The sequence below is a fragment of the Pseudomonas sp. WS 5412 genome, from assembly GCF_012985615.1.
GTDB lineage: Bacteria > Pseudomonadota > Gammaproteobacteria > Pseudomonadales > Pseudomonadaceae > Aquipseudomonas > Aquipseudomonas shahriarae.
Genome location: NZ_JAARMB010000010.1, coordinates 14,886 through 32,437, shown reverse-complemented (window position 1 = coordinate 32,437; position 17,552 = coordinate 14,886). Strand labels below are relative to the sequence as shown.

Annotated in this window: 14 protein-coding genes; 11 read left to right on the top strand and 3 right to left on the bottom strand. The window is 62.9% G+C overall.

What is annotated here, in order from left to right; all coding sequences use genetic code 11:
* Positions 1-399: 399 nt before the first annotated feature.
* The 11 genes from HBR94_RS14830 to HBR94_RS14780 all read left to right on the top strand — a co-directional run bounded on the left by HBR94_RS14830 (position 400) and on the right by HBR94_RS14780 (position 15,683).
* Positions 400-2,004 (top strand): DUF6543 domain-containing protein, encoded by a 1,605-nt coding sequence (locus tag HBR94_RS14830; RefSeq protein ID WP_170045071.1) that lies wholly within the window; start codon positions 400-402, stop codon positions 2,002-2,004.
* Positions 2,005-2,098: 94 nt separating this feature from the next.
* Positions 2,099-2,452, top strand: coding sequence for a hypothetical protein (locus tag HBR94_RS14825; RefSeq protein ID WP_057959831.1), 354 nt, complete (start codon positions 2,099-2,101; stop codon positions 2,450-2,452).
* A gap of 247 nt (positions 2,453-2,699) precedes the next feature.
* Positions 2,700-3,659, top strand: coding sequence for a MoxR family ATPase (locus tag HBR94_RS14820; RefSeq protein WP_057959832.1), 960 nt, complete (start codon positions 2,700-2,702; stop codon positions 3,657-3,659).
* A 5-nt stretch (positions 3,660-3,664) separates the two neighbouring features.
* Complete coding sequence (locus tag HBR94_RS14815; RefSeq protein WP_057438643.1) at positions 3,665-4,597, top strand: DUF58 domain-containing protein; 933 nt, start codon at positions 3,665-3,667, stop codon at positions 4,595-4,597.
* Positions 4,594-5,088, top strand: a complete 495-nt coding sequence (locus HBR94_RS14810) for a DUF4381 domain-containing protein (protein WP_057438644.1) — start codon at positions 4,594-4,596, stop codon at positions 5,086-5,088. The genes HBR94_RS14815 and HBR94_RS14810 overlap by 4 nt, the downstream gene beginning before the upstream one ends.
* Complete coding sequence (locus tag HBR94_RS14805; RefSeq protein ID WP_057959833.1) at positions 5,081-6,169, top strand: VWA domain-containing protein; 1,089 nt, start codon at positions 5,081-5,083, stop codon at positions 6,167-6,169. The genes HBR94_RS14810 and HBR94_RS14805 overlap by 8 nt, the downstream gene beginning before the upstream one ends.
* The gene (locus HBR94_RS14800; protein ID WP_170045070.1) at positions 6,166-7,902 is read left to right on the top strand and encodes a tetratricopeptide repeat protein; all 1,737 of its coding nucleotides are present in this window, start codon (positions 6,166-6,168) and stop codon (positions 7,900-7,902) included. Before HBR94_RS14805 ends, HBR94_RS14800 begins: the two co-directional genes overlap by 4 nt.
* Positions 7,899-9,539 carry a BatD family protein gene (locus HBR94_RS14795; RefSeq protein WP_170045069.1) on the top strand — a complete coding sequence of 547 codons (1,641 nt, stop codon included), beginning with the start codon at positions 7,899-7,901 and terminating at the stop codon, positions 9,537-9,539. Before HBR94_RS14800 ends, HBR94_RS14795 begins: the two co-directional genes overlap by 4 nt.
* 665 nt (positions 9,540-10,204) lie before the next feature.
* Complete coding sequence (locus HBR94_RS14790; RefSeq protein WP_057438646.1) at positions 10,205-11,446, top strand: exonuclease SbcCD subunit D C-terminal domain-containing protein; 1,242 nt, start codon at positions 10,205-10,207, stop codon at positions 11,444-11,446.
* Positions 11,443-15,081, top strand: coding sequence for an SbcC/MukB-like Walker B domain-containing protein (locus HBR94_RS14785; protein WP_170045068.1), 3,639 nt, complete (start codon positions 11,443-11,445; stop codon positions 15,079-15,081). The genes HBR94_RS14790 and HBR94_RS14785 overlap by 4 nt, the downstream gene beginning before the upstream one ends.
* Positions 15,078-15,683, top strand: coding sequence for a glutathione S-transferase (locus HBR94_RS14780; protein ID WP_057959837.1), 606 nt, complete (start codon positions 15,078-15,080; stop codon positions 15,681-15,683). Before HBR94_RS14785 ends, HBR94_RS14780 begins: the two co-directional genes overlap by 4 nt.
* Before the next feature lie 13 nt (positions 15,684-15,696).
* Here HBR94_RS14780 and HBR94_RS14775 read toward each other — a convergent pair whose 3' ends face one another.
* The 3 genes from HBR94_RS14775 to HBR94_RS14765 form a co-directional block, all read right to left on the bottom strand.
* Complete coding sequence (locus tag HBR94_RS14775; protein ID WP_057959838.1) at positions 15,697-15,876, bottom strand: hypothetical protein; 180 nt, start codon at positions 15,874-15,876, stop codon at positions 15,697-15,699.
* Between the two features lie 155 nt (positions 15,877-16,031).
* Complete coding sequence (locus HBR94_RS14770) at positions 16,032-17,207, bottom strand: lactonase family protein (RefSeq protein ID WP_057438650.1); 1,176 nt, start codon at positions 17,205-17,207, stop codon at positions 16,032-16,034.
* Entirely contained in the window at positions 17,194-17,484 is a 291-nt protein-coding gene (locus tag HBR94_RS14765) for a DUF5629 family protein (RefSeq protein ID WP_057959839.1), read from the bottom strand. The genes HBR94_RS14770 and HBR94_RS14765 overlap by 14 nt, the downstream gene beginning before the upstream one ends.
* Positions 17,485-17,552: the final 68 nt, after the last annotated feature.

The window sequence follows — 17,552 nt, the reverse complement described above, 5'->3', positions numbered from 1 at the left end:
GAAGCTGGACAAGACCCTGAGGTCACATTCGACGTCCACTGGATGCACCACCGGCGGATGACGACACGACGGGCAGGCCAGAGTCACGCAGAAGGTACACCCGTTACGCAGCTTAACGAGTGCGGCGAGCAGGCTGCTTACTGCACTGCGACATATTCGGTCAACACCCGGCAATGGGCGGTTGCACCAAGAGCAACCCCTCCCACCAGTCAAGGGGTGGCTAGCGATTGAAAGTGAGCGGCCATGCAGGCACGGCGAGAGTGCTGACAGGTAAATATTCATACACTCGTACAATCTAATTCCCAGCTCCACGCAGGAACCGTATTTCAAAATTCAGTCACTTAGTGTGCGTAGGCAGTCATGCCCATAAAGGCCCTATTACCACTCAACGAGGCTCAATTGAACGTACACTCTTCCGCCCTTAACGTCCCACCCGGTGGGAACCGTGGCTCTTTCTTCCAGCCCACTGCACGATCAAGTTCGGACAATGCCCCCGCTGCCTCCACGCCGCACTTTCCGGCGCCCTATTTCAAAGCGCCCCTATCCAGCAACAAGACCGTCGAACAACTCATCAGCCAGTACAAGCAGCCCAAGACGGCAGATGAAATTACATCCATGGAAGTAAAGCGTCAGATAAAGGAAAAGTTCGGTAAAGATATTGACCCCGATAACACCTACTTAGTGAGCATTCAGTATGATCACCGCACCAATACCCCACCTTACAGCGGGGTCATTGTTCAAAAAATATCCCTGACCCAGGCAGCGAGGCTCAACCAGCAGGAAGAGCCTGACTTCCACGGGGCGATACGTTCAAAAGAGGACGGCCCTTTTGAAATAAGGAAAAGTTCAAAACATACAGATAAGCCTGACGCCTTTGGTAGGTTCCCGCGCCCAAATGAGACGGGGTTCACCAGCCACTTTCAAGGGATTTACACGGAGCCGCAGCAGGGGTCTGCGAATACCTATGATGCGAGCAACAGGGTCGATATCCCGGCAACTGAGTTCAAACAGATGGTATGGGATAACAGTTATAAATCCCCTTATGACCAGTACCTTAACAATTACTGGAACGGCAACTCCCGCCATGCCTACTCCGAAGCGGCGAGAGGCGCGTTTTTGAAAGCGTCACACGTTCAACACCATGACAACTCTCTTACCGAAAACGATCGCCAGATTGCCATGGGTGTCGCGGGCATGCCGGCCGACAAAAGTTACCTATCCCTTAATCAAAATGACCTGACACAGCCCTACAAGGCTGACCCGAATCTGGAAACCAAATTCCTCACGTTCAAAGGTTTCCCCATGCGCGCTTTTTACACCCAGGATAAGACCACGGGCAGGGTCTTGTTGTATCTACCTGGCCAGGCGTCTCCGTTGAAAGGCTTCGACTCCAAGAAAGAAATGAATAAATGGCTGGCCGAGCAAATGAAAGATCCGCAATTCGTCGAGAGTTTCAAACTTTACTTCCGCCCCGAAGACCTCGGTAATGAATTCCTGTCTAAAGGCATTGATGCACTCGTAGACAACACCCGCAATGTACTTAACGGTGACCTTCCTGCCTCCACGCAAGAAAAGCTCGGTTATTTTGACGAGGGTGGCCTATTCAATGGCCAGGTTGTCCAGGGAAGTCCATTCGAGGAACTCCAGCATCGCACCGAGGTAGACCTGAAAAGCGCCACTCGTTTTCAATTCGTCCTCAATCGCGACGTCAACGCAAAGACTGCGTTCAAGTACTTGAACTGGGCAAAATATGGGCTACTTCTTTTAGCCCCACTCGGAATCGCTTTCCCGCCGCTGGGCATTGCCCTGACGGCCACAAGCACAGCGGTGGGCACCGCGCAACTCGGCATTGGCATAGACAGCTATATCCACAGGCGCCCTGGGGCAGACAAGCTCATTGGCGAAGGTTCCGTGAAAACCCTTCTTCCTGTGTTCACCAGTGGTTTGGGGAATGCCTTTAAACCGTTAAGCAGCGCAATCAGTGCCTGGGCCTCCAAAACCTGATGCCCGCTTGATACAAAAGCCGACACAAAGCCCGATGCAATGGCAGAATCAAGGCCTGCCGGCCTTGAAGCCGCCTTTCCAGACAGGACTCTACATGCAACTGACCACCACCCACCTGCTCGCCACCCCCTGCGACGACGAAGAAGACAACATGGCCATGCTCTGCTGCCACGGTACCCATGGCGAGATGTTCATGCTGTCGCGTTATCCAGATGAGGACGAGGTTGAACTGACCTGGGACTACGAGCCTTCGACCCTGGAAGGCTTGAAGATCACCCTGAGCGCGACCACCCTCCTGGTGGAAATCGGTGCGGCGGACAAGGACGCATTGGGCGGCAGCGACCACCTGCAGATCAATCACGGTACCGCTGAGGCGGACCTGGCCGAGGTAGAAGAAACCCTGCAGAACATTCTCAAGGGCACTGGCACTTACATCCGCACGCCTTGATGGGCACCTGCTAAATCGCCATCGCGGCGATGCGGCGACCCGACAAGCCCGCCCCCACCTGTGGGAGGCCGGGCTTGCCCGCGATGAGACCCTTATAAACGCCAAAAACCTCAGACCTTTACTACAGATCGCAAAAAAATACCCCCTGGTTCATTAGTCGCCAGCCCCTCCAATGCATTAAAGTAGGCCCCCCAGGCCTTGGCATTTTTCCCAATCCCCAGGCTCATCTTTCCAGGAACCGTCTTTGATGGAACATCGTGAAGCGCTGCTCGCGCTGCGAACCTTTCTTTCTACGCAGATTCTCGGCCAGGAAAAACTCATCGAGCGTTTGCTCATTGCCCTGCTCGCCGACGGCCATATGCTGGTAGAGGGCGCTCCCGGCCTGGCCAAGACCAAGGCCATCAAGGAGCTTGCCGAAGGGATCGAAGCACAGTTCCATCGCATCCAGTTCACCCCCGACCTGTTGCCCGCCGACATCACCGGCACCGAGATCTATCGTCCGGAAACCGGCAGTTTCGTGTTCCAGCAAGGGCCGATCTTCCACAACCTGGTGCTGGCGGACGAGATCAACCGTGCTCCGGCCAAGGTCCAGTCGGCCCTGCTCGAAGCCATGGCCGAGCGCCAGGTCAGCGTCGGGCGCAGCACCTACGAGCTGTCGCCGCTGTTTTTGGTAATGGCCACGCAGAACCCCATCGAGCAGGAAGGCACCTATCCCCTGCCCGAAGCCCAGCTCGACCGCTTCCTGATGCACGTCAAGATCGGCTTCCCCGATGCCGCCGTGGAGCGGCGCATCCTGCAACAGGCCCGTGGCGAAGCGCTGAATGGCGAGACAAAGCCCGAGCGACGGGTCAGCCAGCAGGCGATTTTCGCCGCACGCAAGGAAATCCTCGGCCTGTACATGGCCGACGCCGTGGAGGAATACCTGGTACAACTGGTCATGGCCACGCGCACCCCGGCCAAGTTCGACGCGGAAATGGCCGAGTGGATTGCCTATGGCGCCAGCCCCCGAGGCTCGATTGCCCTTGACCGCTGCGCCCGCGCCCACGCCTGGCTGGCCGGGCGTGACTTTGTCAGCCCGGAAGATATCCAGGCGGTGCTGTTCGATGTACTGCGCCACCGCATCATTCTGTCGTTCGAGGCCGAAGCGGCCGGCATCGACCAGGACCGCGTGGTGCAGCGTATTCTCGACGTCGTAGCCGTCGCTTGATCTCCATGAATGCCGGCGACGGGATCCATGTCAGCCTCAGCGAATTGATCGAGATGCGCCATCGCGTGCGCGAAGTACAGCTGTTTTCCACGCCCAGCCAGCGCAGCCCGTTGATCGGCCTGCACCACTCCAAACTGCGCGGGCGCGGTGTGGACTTCGATCAGGTGCGGGTGTACCAGGCCGGCGACGATGTGCGCACCATCGACTGGCGCGTCACCGCCCGCACCCAGGAGCCCCACACCAAGCTGTTCCACGAAGAGCGCGAACGGCCGATCTTTATCATGGTGGAGCAAAGCTGCCGGCTGTTTTTCGGCTCCGGGCTGATGTTCAAGTCGGTCCTCGCCGCCCAGGCCGCCAGCCTCATCGGCTGGGCCGCGCTGGGCCACAACGACCGGGTCGGCGGCCTGGTGTTCGGCGATAACGAGCACTACGAAATCAAGCCCCGGCGCAGCAAGCAAAGCCTGCTGCAACTGCTCAACCGCCTGGTACGGGTCAACCAGAGCCTCAACACCGAGAGCCGCCCCGAAGCCGACGCCTTGGGCATGGCCCTGCGCCGAGGCCGCGAAGTGCTGCGCCCCGGCAGCCTGGTGATTGTGATTTGCGACGAGCGCGCCCTGACCGAGGGCGCCGAGCAGCAACTGAGCCTGTTGTCGCGCCATTGCGACCTGTTGCTGCTGCCGGTCTCAGACCCGCTGGACCACGCACTGCCCGCCGCCGGGCTGCTGCGTTTCGCCGAGCGCGGCGCGCAATTGGAAATCGACACCTTGAACTTCGAGCTGCGCCAGGCCTACAAGGCCCAGGCCGAAGCACGCATCGCCCGCTGGGAATTGCTCGCGCAAAAACTGCGGGTACTGCTGATGCCATTGAGCACCCAGAGCGAAATGGTCGAGCAACTGCGCGAATACCTCAACCCGCAACGCCCGGTGAAAAAGCCATGAGCAGCCTGGACCAGTTGCAACCGCTGATAGCCCCACCGGCCATTGGTTTCTGGCCGCCGGCGCCGGGCTGGTGGCTGTTGCTGGCGCTGATCCCCCTGGCGGGCTGGGGCTTGTGGCGGCTGCGGCGCTTCCTGCCGAGCAAACGCCCCCTGGCCCGGGCCGAACAACCCCTGGACCCACTGCGTATTGCCGCCCTCGCGGAACTGGCGCTGATGCCCAAGCCCTACGACGGCGCACCGGCCGGCGCCTGGCTGCAGCAGCTCAACGGCCTGCTCAAGCGCCTGTGCCGCAACGACTACCCCTACAGCCAGAGCCACACCCTCAACGGGCGCAAATGGCTGGCCTTTCTCGACAACCGCTGCCCCGCCGCCGGCCTCACGCGCTGGATGGTCCTCGTCGAGGGCGCCTACAAACCCGAATGCAAGCTCGACGACAAGGCCATCGCCGGCCTGACGCAAGCGGTCGACACCTGGATTCGCAAACATGTTTGAGTTCGCCTGGCCGTGGGTCTTTGCCCTGCTGCCCCTGCCCTGGCTGATGCGGCTGATCCTGCCGGTGGCCGACAGCGGCGAGCCGGCCTTGAAAGTCAGCTTTCTGGGCGACCTCGAAGGGCTGGCCCGGCGCCGCGCGCGCATCAACCTGCCGGGCTGGCGCCAACAAGCGCCGTTCGTGGTGCTGTGGTTGTTGCTGCTGACCGCCGCCGCCCGCCCGGAATGGCTTGGCGAACCGTTGCCGATTGCCGCCAGCGGCCGCGACCTGTTGGTGGCGGTGGACGTGTCCGGCTCCATGGACTTCCCCGATATGCAATGGCAGGACGAAGACGTCAGCCGCCTGAACCTGGTCAAGCACCTGCTTGGCGACTTTCTCGAAAGCCGCGAGGGCGACCGTGTTGGCCTGATCCTGTTTGGCAGCCAGGCCTACCTGCAGGCACCGCTGACCTTCGACCGGCGCACCGTGCGCACTTGGCTGGATGAGGCACGCATCGGCATCGCCGGGAAAAACACCGCGATTGGCGACGCCATTGGCCTGGCCCTCAAACGCCTGCGGCAACGCCCGGCACAAAGCCGGGTGCTGATCCTGGTCACCGACGGGGCCAACAATGGCGGCGAAATCGACCCATTGACCGCCGCCCGCCTGGCCGCCGAAGAAGGCGTGAAAATCTACCCCATCGGCATTGGCGCCAGCCCCGAACAGACCGGCAGCCTGGGCATGCTCGGCCTCAACCCCAGCCTGGACCTCGACGAGCCGGCGCTCAAGGCCATCGCCCAGACCACCGGCGGGCAGTATTTCCGCGCCCATGACGGCGCCGAGTTGCAAGCGATCAAACAAACCCTCGACCAGTTGGAGCCGGTGGCGCAACAACCAACCCAGGCCCGCCCGACCCAGGCGCTGTATAGCGGGCCGCTGGCCCTGGCGCTGTTTCTCAGCCTGCTGCTGGTGATCCAGGAACGCTGGCCGGACAACGCCCTGCAACGGCTGCTCAATAAACTCTCGACCAAGGGCCATTTCCTGCAACAGCACCCGCAATGGCGGCAACGCCTTAAACGCCTGCGCTTGCGGAGGCGTCGATGATCGCTTTATGGCCGCACTGGTTCCGCCCCTGGTGGCTGTTGCTGCTGCCCGTCCTCGGCTGGTTGCTGTGGCAACTGTGGCATCGGCAAAAACGCGCCGGGCGCTGGCAGATGATCCTGCCGCCGGCCTTCCACGCCGCCCTGCTCAGTGGCGGCAATGGCCGGGAAAGCAAGTCACCATGGCTGTTGCTGGGCCTGGCCTGGCTGCTGGCGGTGCTGGCCTTGCTCGGCCCCGGCTGGCAACGGGTCGAACAGATCAGCCAGAAGCCCGCCGACCCGCTGGTGGTGGTGCTGGAGCTGACCCCAGAGATGCTTGCCACCGACAGCCCGCCCAATCGCCTGGAGCAGGCGCGGCGCAAGCTGGTGGATCTGCTGCAGGCGCGCAGCGATGCGCAGACCGCTATCGTCGTGTATGCCGGCAGTGCCCACACGCTGGTGCCGCTGTCCGACGACCTGGCCACCAGCCGCAACCTGCTGGAAGCCCTGCGCCCGTCGATCATGCCCGAGGCCGGCCATCGTGCCGACCTGGCAGTGGAAAAAGCCCTGGGCCTGCTCAAGCACGGCGGCCTGGGCCAGGGTCGCCTGTTATTGATTGGCTCGTCGCTGTCCAAGCAGGAGCGCCAGGGCATTCGCCTGCTGCTGCAAGGCCAGGCGCCGAGCCTGTCGATCCTCGGCATCGGCAGCCGCGAAGGCACGCCAGTGACCCAGGAAAGTGGCGAGTTCCTCAAGGACGAACAAGGCGCGATCCTGATCCCGCGCCTGGACAGCCCGACGCTCAAGGCCTTTGCCAGCGAAATGGGCGGCCGCTATCGCCAGGCCCGACTGGACGACAAGGACCTGCGCGGCCTGGGCCTGCTGGACGGCCCGCAAAACCTGCGCGACGACGGTCAGCGCCTGCAACTGGACACCTGGGCCGACCAGGGTTACTGGCTATTGCTGCCCTTGCTGCTGCTTGCCGCCTGCGCCGGGCGCCGTGGCTGGCTGTTCTGCCTGCCGTTGCTGCTCCTGGCCGCGCCGCAGCCGAGCTACGCGTTCAGCTTTGACGACCTGTGGCTGCGCCCCGATCAACAGGGCCAGTACCTGCTCAAGCACAAACGCCCGGCCGAAGCCGCCGAACACTTTGAAAACCCGCAATGGCAGGGTGTCGCCCTGTACGAGGCGGGCAACTATGCCGAGGCGGCCCGGCGTTTTGCCGAAGGCAGTGATGCCTATTCCCACTACAATCGTGGCAATGCCCTGGCCCGCACCGGTGAGCTGGAAGCCGCGATAGACGCCTATGAGCAAGCCCTGGAAGCCCAGCCGGACTTGCAGCCTGCCCTGAAAAACAAAGCCCTTGTCGAGAGCCTGCTGCTGGAAGAGCCAGAACCTGAGCCGCCCGCACCGGAAAAAAACGAGGATGACGAATCCACCCAACCCGGCCAAACTGCACAACCGGGCGACAGCGGCCAACAGGCCAACGGCGGCGAGCAATCGCCCCAGGGCGCGGGCCAGGCAGGCACGGCTGACACACAAACCGGCACCCCGCCCGTTGCCGGCAACAACGAAGTACCCAGCAGCGAACTGGGCGACGAACAAACCACTACGCCGCCCTTGCGCCCCACCGAGAGCAACCTCGACGAGGAGCACCGCCAGGCCCTGGAACAGTGGCTGCGACAGATCCCGGACAACCCCGGCGAGTTGTTGCGACGCAAATTCTGGTACGAACAGCAACAACATCAGGACAAGACTCGATGAGCCGCTGCACCCCCTTTGTCTTATTGCTAGCGCTGTGGGCCGGTCACGCCCAGGCGGCCGACCTGGCCGCCAGTATCGACCGCAGCCGCGTCAATTCCGGGGAAACGGTGGAGCTGACAATCGAGTCCAACGACGTCACCCAGTTCGGCAAGCCGGACCTGGCGCCCCTGGACCCGCTGTTCGACGTGCGTGGCACCCGCCAGATCAACCAACTCACCACCCTTGACGGCAGCAACCACGCCACCACTCGCTGGATCATCACCTTGCAGCCCAAGACCACCGGCACCGTGGTGATCCCGCCGCTGCAACTGGGCGAACTCAAGACCCAGGCGATCAGCCTGCAAGTGGACGAAACCCTGGGCCAGGACAGTGACAATCAACTGGAACCGGTATTCATCGAAGCCAGCCTCGATGAGGGCAGCGTCTATGTGCAGGCCCAGGCCCTGCTGACGGTGCGCATCTACCACTCGGTGGCGCTGTATGACGACAGCAGCCTGACGCCGTTGCAGTTGTCTGACGCGCGGGTCGAGCAGGTGGGCGATTCGCGCACCTATGAAAAAGTCATCAACGGCGTGCGCCACGGCGTGATCGAAATGCGCTATGGGATCTACCCGCAACACAGCGGGCAACTGCTGATCCCGGCGCAAATATTCAGTGCCACCCAAGTCGAACCGCGCCCGGCCCAGGGCACCACGCCCCAGGCACCCAGGCCCGGCAAGCTGTTGCATGTCAATTCCACCGAAATCCCCCTGACGGTCAAGCCCAAGCCGGCCCTGTACCCCGCGGACGCCCCCTGGCTGCCGGCGCGCAGTCTGAGCCTGGGTGAAAGCTGGAACCCGGAACCTACGAACGTGCAGGTCGGCGACTCCCTGACCCGCATCCTCACCCTCAAGGCCGAAGGCTTGGCCAGTGCCCAGTTACCGGCGCTGCCGAGCACCGAAATCGCCGGCCTGCGGCGTTACCCCGACCAGCCGGTGTTGAGCAACCAGAGCAGCGAGCGCGGGGTGATCGGCAGCCGCGAAGACCGCGAGGCCCTGGTGCCCAACCGCGCCGGCGCCCTGGAGCTGCCGGCGGTGGAGGTGGTGTGGTGGAACACCCATGAAGACCATCTGGAACGCACCAGCCTGCCGGCCCGCACCCTGCAAGTGGCGGTCAACCCGAGCCTGGTGGTCGACACCCCGGCCACCCCCACCGTAATCACCGCACCGGACGATAGCCGCCTGTGGATCTGGCAACTTACCAGCCTGCTCCTCGCCGGCACCACCCTGCTCGGCTTCGGCCTGTGGTGGCGGGCCCGCTCCCGCCCGGCAATCCAGCGCGCCGCCCAGACGGGGCCCAGCCCCCGCACCTTGCTCGACGACCTCAAGCGTGCGAGCCAGGCCAATGACCCCCAGGCCACACGCCAGGCGCTGGATGCCTGGGCACGCCAACAACCAGAAACCCTGGCGGACATGGCGGCGCGGTTTGTGCCCTTGTCCGATGCCCTGGATGGGCTGAACGGCGCGCTCTACAGCGAAACCGGCCAGTATTGGCAGGGTGAGGAGCTGTGGCGGGCGATCAAGGCCATTCCCATGGCCGAGCGCGAACAGGCGCCGGTGGCCGACAGCACCAGCTTGCCGCCGCTGTATCCCAAGTAACTGCCCATGCTTTAGCGACATTGAGCTCGGCGCAGGCATATTCGTTGGGGCATGCGTGGACTGCTGTGGGAGCTGGCTTGTTGGGTCGCGGCATAGGTATCTACACAACTCTTTGGTGATTCTGGGGGGTGTGTACATATCCGTTGCTGCGGTTACGGCGGCTATTGGTTCCGCCCTTACGGCGGCTCACTTTGGAAAGCCCCAAAGTAAGCAAAGGGCTCTTGCCCCACCACTCGGCACCTCGCCTAGGCTCGGTGTGCCCGTCATCCGACATTGATTTGGGGGGCCGCCGCGATGGGCCATCCATGGCCCAGCGCGGCTAAACCGGCGTCCTGCCGGTTTACCCCCCAAATCAAAATCGGATGACGGCCAGCGTGGTTTAACGGGGCGCCTAAGATCAAAAGCAAAGCGAGGCGGCCTGACAGCCGACCTGATCGTCAAGGCGTACGCATATACCTGTGGGAGCTGGCTTGCCTGCGATGACGGTGTATCAGTCGATAAATGTATTGGCTGATGAACCGCCATCGCAGCGATGCGGCGACCCGACAAGCCAGCTCCCACAAAGCCCCGTAGCTTCGCGCTCTGGCTTTGCTGTTGATCTTGGGCGCCCCATTACCATTTACAGGTAAACTCCCCTCCTTTCTCTATTCCCCACGGAGTTCGCCTTGCGTCTGTTTCACACCTCCGACTGGCACCTGGGCCAAAACCTCCACGGCCAGGAACGCGACTTCGAGCACGCCTGTTTTCTCGAGTGGCTGCTGGGCCAGATCAAGCTGCACTGCCCCGATGTGCTGTTGATTGCCGGCGATATCTTCGACACGGTCAACCCGCCGCTCAAGGCCCAGGAGCGTCTGTATGACTTCATCATCAACGCCCATGAACAAAACCCCGACCTGACGATTGTGATGATCGCCGGCAACCACGACTCCGGCTCGCGCATTGAGCTGCCGGCGCCGTTGATGCGGCGTTTGCGCACCCATGCCCTGGGCCGGGTGCTGTGGCTGGATGACGGGCAACTGGATGTGGAGCGCTTGCTGATTGCTCTACCGGACAAAACCGGGGCTGTGGCCGGCTGGTGCCTGGCGCTGCCGTTCCTGCGCCCGGCCGAGGTTACTGGCGCACTGCTGGGCGACGATTACCTCAAGGGTATCGGCCAGGTGCATGAGCGCCTGATCGCGGCGGCCAACGCCAAGCGCCAGCCGGGCCAGGCGCTGGTTGCCATCAGCCACGCACATATGGCCGGCGGCTCGGTGTCGGAAGACTCCGAGCGCAGCCTGATCATCGGCAACGCCGAAGCGCTGCCGGCCAGTCTGTTCGATGCCAGTGTCAGCTATGTCGCCCTCGGCCATTTGCACAAGCCGCAGCGGGTCAATGGTGAGGAGCGCATCCGTTATTGCGGCTCGCCGATCCCGCTGTCGTTCTCCGAAATCGGCTATCAACACCAGATTCTCGACGTGCAACTGGACGGCGACACCCTGGTCAGCGTCGAATCGCGCCTGATCCCCCGCGCCGTGCATCTGCAACGCCTGGAAGCCGCGCCCCTGGCCGAGATCCTCAAGCAACTGGCGGAGCTGCCCGATGTCGACCTGCTGGCCGAAACCCAGCGCCAGCCGTGGCTGGAGGTGCGGGTGCGCCTCGACGAACCCCAGCCCGACCTGCGCCAGCAAGTGGAAAACGCCCTGCTGGGCAAGGCCGTGCGCCTGGTGCGCATCGCCGCCGAGTACGCCGGCAGCGGCGCACGTCAGGACCATGGCCAAGAGCAGTTGATCGAACTCGACCAGCTCACGCCCCAGGAATTGTTCAGCCGTGCCTGGCAGGAAAGCTACGGCAATGACGTGGACGAACAGACCCTCAAGGATTTCGCCGTGCTGCTCCAGGAAGTACAACAGGAGGAGCAACTGCCATGAAGATCCTCGCCATCCGCCTGAAAAACCTCGCGTCCCTGGCCGGGCCATTCGAGATCGACTTTACCGCCGAGCCCTTGGCCAGTGCCGGCCTGTTTGCGATCACCGGGCCCACCGGCGCCGGCAAAAGTACCTTGCTTGACGCCCTGTGCCTGGCGCTGTTTGGCGCCGTGCCACGCCTGGGCGATACCGGCCAGGCGAAAATGCCCGATGCCGATACCGATATCTCCATCGGCGACCCGCGCACCCTGATCCGCCGCGGTACCGGCGGCGGGTATGCCGAGGTGGACTTTATCGGCGTCAGCGGCCGGCGCTACCGCGCGCGCTGGGAAGCCAACCGTGCCCGCGACAAGGCCAGCGGCAAGCTGCAGAACAGCCGGCAAAGCCTGATCGACCTGGACAGCGAGCAACTGCTGGCCAGCCAGAAAACCGAATACAAGACCCAGCTGGAACTGGCCCTGGGCCTGAACTTCGAACAGTTCACCCGCGCCGTGCTGCTGGCGCAAAGTGAGTTCAGCGCCTTTCTCAAGGCCAACGACAACGAGCGCAGCGAACTGCTGGAAAAGCTCACCGACACCGCGCTCTACACCCAGTTGGGCCAGCGCGCGTTCGTCAAGGCACGGGAGGCCAAGGAAGCCTACAAGCTGCTTCTAGACCAGGCGACCGGCGTCACGCCGTTGCCGGCCGAGGCCCGCGCCGAGCTGGATCAACAGTTGAGCGCAGCCCAGCACCAGCTCAAGACCCAGCAGGCCCAGCTCAAGCAACTGGAACTGCAGCACACCTGGCTCAAGGAACTGCGCGAGTGGCAAGAGCGCCAGCACAGTGCAGCCGAACAGTTGCAGCAAGCCCAACAGCAATGGGACAGCCAAGGCCAGCAGCGCCAGGACTTGAACCACCTGGAGCAACTGGCACCGCAGCGTCATCATTTCGCGCGGCACAGCGAATTGACCGGCCAACTGGCCCCCCTGGCCGTGCAGATCCGCCAGCACCTTGAACAACAAAGCGCCCTGCACACGCGCCAGGAGCAGCTGCAACAGCAGCAAGCCAGCGCACACAGCGCCTTGGCCGCAGCCCTGCAACAACAGACCGACGCGGTGCCGCTGCTGCGCCAGGCCTTCGAGGAACAAAGCAGCCTCGCCCGCCTGACCCGCGAGCTGGCCCAAAGCAACGAACAACTGCAACTGGGGCAAACCGCCTGCACCGAGGGCCTGGCCGCGCTCGATGCCTTGCACGCCCAGCAACAGCAGGTCGCCAGCCGCCTGCAACAACTGGCGGCACAGCTTGAGCGCAGCGCCGGGCTGGCACCCTTGAGCGACGCCTGGAACGCCTACCGCGACCGCCTGCAGCAACTGATGCTGATCGGCAATCGCCTGAACAAGGGCCAGGCCGAACTGCCGCAACTGGAAGAGCGCGCCAACCGCGTCAGCGAGCAATGGACTCAGCAGCGCGCGGCCCTGGACCTGCTGTATCAGGAAGCCGGCGCCGAACCCCATGCCGTGGCCGAGCAGATCCAGTTGCTCGACAGCCTGCTCAAGGACAATCGCAAGCAGCAACGGGCCTTCGAAGACCTGACGCGGCTCTGGGACAGCCAGCAGCAGCTGGACCAGCAACAACAGGAGTTGGCCCTCAAGCAGGCCACCGCCCAGCAACAGCGCGAGCAGTTGAACCAGACCGGCCTGCAAGCCAAGGCCGAGCTGACAGTGGCCGAGCAGACCCTGAGCGTGACCAAGCAGTTATTGGAGCGTCAGCGGCTGGCACGCAGTGCCAGTGTCGAGGAGTTGCGCGGGCAATTGCAGGATGATCAGCCCTGCCCGGTGTGCGGCAGCGTCGAGCATCCTTACCATCAGCCCGAAGCCTTGTTGCACAGCCTCACGCGCCACGATGAAAACGAAGAGGCCAGTGCACAGCTCGCCGTCGAGACCCTCAAGGAAAAGCTCACCGACCTGCGCGGCGAAGTTGGCGGCTTGATCGCCCAGCAGAAGGAGTTCCTGCAACAGCAGGAGCAGTTGGCGACCCAGCGCCTGGCCCTGGCGCCGAGCCTCGAGGCCCATCCGTTGAGCGCCACGCTGTTCAACCAGGACAGCGGCAAACGCAGCGCCTGGCTGGCGCAGCAACTGAGCCAGCTCAGTCAGAGCATCACCCAGGACGAACAGCGCCAGGGCGCCCTGCTCAACCTGCAACAAAATGCCGGGCGCCTGCAGCAACAACTGCAAGCCGCCCAGGATGCCAGCCAACAGGCCCGCCAGCAGTTGATCGACCAGCAACGGGAGCTGGCCAGCGACCGCGAGCGCCTGGATGAAGAGCTCAATGCTTTCGCCAGCCTGCTACCGGCCGAGACCCTCGAAGGCCTGCGCACGGAGCCCGCGGCCACGTTCATGCTGTTGGACCAACAGATCAGCCAGCGCCTGGAGCAGCTCGGCTACCAGAAGGATGAACTGGCCGAGCAGCAACAGCGCCAGCAAACCCTCGAAAAAGAACAGGACCGCCAGCAACATCGCCAACAACAGCTGGCCGTGTTGCAGCAACAATTGGTTGAACTGAGCGCCCAACAGCAGGCCGCCCAGGCACAACTCAGCGCCCTGGTGGGTGAGCACAGCAGTGCCGAGCACTGGCAGCAGCACCTTGAGCAGGCGGTGGAACAGGCGCGCCAGAGTGAAACCCAGGCCAATCAGCAGTTGCAGGACACCCGCAGCGAACTGATCCAATTGGCCGCCGACCTCAAGGCCCGCCAGGAGCGCCAGCAAGCCCTGGACAGCGAACTCCAGGCGTTGCACAGCCGTATCAGCGAGTGGCGCGCCCAGCATCCGCAGCTCGACGACGCCGGCCTGGCGCACCTGCTGGCCTTCGACGAGGCGGCTGTCAGCGCGCTGCGCCAGCAGGTGCAGCACAGCGAAAAAGCCATTGAGCAAGCTAAAGTCCTGCTGCAAGAGCGCGAGCAACGCCTCAAGGACCACCAGGCCCTGCACAACGGCAACCTCGACGCCGAACAGCTGGACGCGGCCCTGGCCGACCTTAATCAGCAATTGCACAACGCCGAGAAACACTGCGCCGAACTGCGCGCCCAACAAGCCGAAGACCAGCGACGCCAGGACGCCAACCAGAGCCTGGCACTCACCACCGCCAAGGCCTATGAAGAGTGGCAGCGCTGGGCGCGGCTGGATGCGCTGATCGGCTCGGCCACCGGCGACAAGTTCCGCAAGTTCGCCCAGGCCTACAACCTCGACCTGCTGGTGCACCACGCCAACGTGCAACTGCGCCAACTGGTGCGCCGTTATCGCCTCAAGCGCGGCGGCAGCATGCTCGGCCTGCTGGTGCTGGACACGGAAATGGGCGATGAACTGCGCTCGGTGCACTCGCTGTCCGGCGGCGAGACGTTCCTGGTCTCCCTGGCGCTGGCCCTGGGGCTGGCGTCGATGGCCTCCAGCACCTTGAAGATCGAGTCGTTGTTTATCGACGAAGGCTTCGGCAGCCTGGACCCCGAATCCCTGCAACTGGCGATGGATGCCCTCGACGGCCTGCAGGCCCAGGGGCGCAAGGTGGCGGTGATTTCCCATGTGCAGGAAATGCACGAGCGGATACCGGTGCAGATCCAGGTCAAGCGCCAGGGCAATGGCCTGAGCACCCTGGAGGTCAAGTGAGCGAGACGCTGCTGTTTTCGTTCCGCCGTTGCCCCTACGCCATGCGCGCACGTATGGCCCTGCGGTATTCAGGGGTGGCGCTGCGGATTGTCGAGGTCAGCCTCAAGGCCAAGCCGGCCGAGATGTTGGCGCTGTCACCCAAGGGCACGGTGCCGGTGTTGTGTGTGGGTGGCCAGGTGATCGACGAGAGCCTGGCGATCATGCACTGGGCGTTGGCACAGAACGACCCTGAGGACTGGCTGCTCGAGGCTGATCCGGCGGCGCAGAGGTTGATGGCGCAATTGATTGGCGAGAATGACCAGGCCTTCAAGGTGCATTTGAATCGCTACAAATACGCCGAGCGCTACCCGGAGCAGCCGATGGAACACTATCGCGCCGAAGGCGAGGTGTTTTTGCGCCAGCTGGAGGGATTGCTGGCGCAACGTGATTACCTGCTGGCCGATCACCTGAGCCTGGCGGACGTGGCGCTGATGCCGTTCATACGCCAGTTTGCCCATGTGGATCGGGAGTGGTTTGCAACAACGCCGTATCCGCGTTTGCAGCAGTGGCTGCAGCGTTTTTTGGCGGCGCCGTTGTTTACCGCAGTGATGGCAAAAACCTGAAGCCGAGTGCTGCTCACTGCTGGGTCTTGTGATCCAGGGCGGCGTAGAAGTTGGCGCTCTGTTGCAGGTATTTCTGGGTGTAGGCGCTGGTGCTGGATTTTTTGCTGCTGATCTCCACGCTGGCGCTGGCTGGCAAGGCGACGGTGGCGGAAACAGCGGAAGCGGCAATGATCGAGAACAGATTGAAGTTCATGGCGGTAACCCTTGTGTTCAGTTGGCTGGATGGCTTGTGAAGGCCTTGGAGCAAACTTACGCCTGGGTTCCGGCTCGCTGAAATGCTTTGAAACAGTAGCCGTTATCACTGGGATTAATACAAGGAGTCAGGCCCCGTACACCGGGGCCTGTGGCTTATTGACGCACCAGGAACTTGAGATCGCTGGGAGCATCAATCGGCAGTTTTTGTACCGTTTTGCCCAGTTGGCCGGTCTGGCTATCGCGCTCGATCACCACGATCTGGTTGCTCTTCTGGTTGGCAATCAGCAGGAACCTGCCGCTCGGATCCAGGCTGAACTCTCGGGGATGATCGCCGTCCACGGCGCGGCGCTGGATCTCTTTCAGCTGTGCGTTGGCCGGATCAATGGCGAACACCACGATCTGATTGGCGGTGCCACGGTTACTGACGTAGAGGAACCTGCCGTCGCTAGAGGCGTGCAATGCCGCGCCGGCCTTGTCCGACAGCGGTTGCCCGGCGGCAAAGTCCACCCGTTGGCGTTCGCTCAGCTTGCCGTCCTGGTAGTCGTACACCGCGACCTGCGCGCTCATCTCGGTGGTCAGCCAGGCATGCTTGCCATCGGCACTGAACAGCAGGTGACGCGGGCCACTGCCCGGCGGCAACTGCACGGAATCCGGATCGGCGGGGGTCAGCGGCCGCTCAGGGTTGGCCTTGGGGTCGTAGCGGTAGGCAAAAATCCGGTCCGCCCCCAGGTCCTGTACAAACACGTACTTGCCATCCGGTGACGACACCACCGAATGCACATGGTTGGACGCCTGGCGCTCGGGGTTGACGCCGCTGGCCGGGTGCCCGCTCAGTTGCACCGGTGGCGCCAGCCTGCCCTCGGCATCGACCGGCAGGGCCGCCAGGCTGCCGCCCGGATCCTGCAGCACCGAGTAGTTGGCAACAAACAGGTACCGCCCATCGGCGGCCAGGCTTGAGTGGGTGGGTTCGTTGCCCAGGCTCTGCACCTGGTTGATCAGGGTCAGTTGGTGGTTGGCCGGGTCAATGCGATAGCTGCTGACACGCCCGACTTCGTCCTGCTGGCCCGGGCCGTTTTCATTGACCACGAACAGGCGTTTCTGGTCCGGGGACAAGGTCAGCCAGGACGGGTTCTGCGCCTTGGCCGCCAGCACCGGCGGGCCGCTGAACTGGCCGGTACGGCTGTCGAACTGCAGGCGATAGATGCCTTCGCTGGTGCCGGCGGTGTAGCTGCCCACCAGCAGATCAAAGGTATCGGCCGTAGCGGCCTGGACCGACATCGCACCGACACTGCCGGCCATCAGCAGGGGCCAGAATTTACGCATCAGCATGTTCGTCGTCCTCGTCTTCGTTGCTGCCGGTGATGGCGCTCAGGCACACCAGGCGGTGCTCGCCCGAGTCACCGGTGAGCGTCCAGCTTTGCAAGGCTTCATCAAACGTCGCGGCCTGCACCTGGGCGATGCTGAACGTCCAACGTTTCTCGGCCCGACCGTCCATGCTCTTGATCAGCAACTGCCGGTCATCGAAGGTGAAATCAAAAGCATGCAGGCCATCGATTTCGAGCATGTCGCTGGTGTGGAGTGCAGTAGGCAGAGTGGCAGCAGTCATCAGGATCATTCATCAGTGGAAAAACGTTGATGATAGGCCAAACCGTGTTCGCCGTCGTGTCGCGATAA

Excerpts from the sequence above, each read along its gene's own strand:
- HBR94_RS14820 (WP_057959832.1), top strand. The coding sequence starts at position 2,700 with ATGGAACATCGTGAAGCGCTGCTCGCGCTGCGAACCTTTCTTTCTACG.
- HBR94_RS14815 (WP_057438643.1), top strand. The coding sequence starts at position 3,665 with ATGAATGCCGGCGACGGGATCCATGTCAGCCTCAGCGAATTGATCGAG.
- HBR94_RS14770 (WP_057438650.1), bottom strand. The coding sequence starts at position 17,207 with ATGCTGATGCGTAAATTCTGGCCCCTGCTGATGGCCGGCAGTGTCGGT.
- HBR94_RS14825 (WP_057959831.1), top strand. The coding sequence starts at position 2,099 with ATGCAACTGACCACCACCCACCTGCTCGCCACCCCCTGCGACGACGAA.
- HBR94_RS14765 (WP_057959839.1), bottom strand. The coding sequence starts at position 17,484 with ATGACTGCTGCCACTCTGCCTACTGCACTCCACACCAGCGACATGCTC.
- HBR94_RS14775 (WP_057959838.1), bottom strand. The coding sequence starts at position 15,876 with ATGAACTTCAATCTGTTCTCGATCATTGCCGCTTCCGCTGTTTCCGCC.
- HBR94_RS14795 (WP_170045069.1), top strand. The coding sequence starts at position 7,899 with ATGAGCCGCTGCACCCCCTTTGTCTTATTGCTAGCGCTGTGGGCCGGT.
- HBR94_RS14805 (WP_057959833.1), top strand. The coding sequence starts at position 5,081 with ATGTTTGAGTTCGCCTGGCCGTGGGTCTTTGCCCTGCTGCCCCTGCCC.
- HBR94_RS14785 (WP_170045068.1), top strand. The coding sequence starts at position 11,443 with ATGAAGATCCTCGCCATCCGCCTGAAAAACCTCGCGTCCCTGGCCGGG.
- HBR94_RS14800 (WP_170045070.1), top strand. The coding sequence starts at position 6,166 with ATGATCGCTTTATGGCCGCACTGGTTCCGCCCCTGGTGGCTGTTGCTG.
- HBR94_RS14810 (WP_057438644.1), top strand. The coding sequence starts at position 4,594 with ATGAGCAGCCTGGACCAGTTGCAACCGCTGATAGCCCCACCGGCCATT.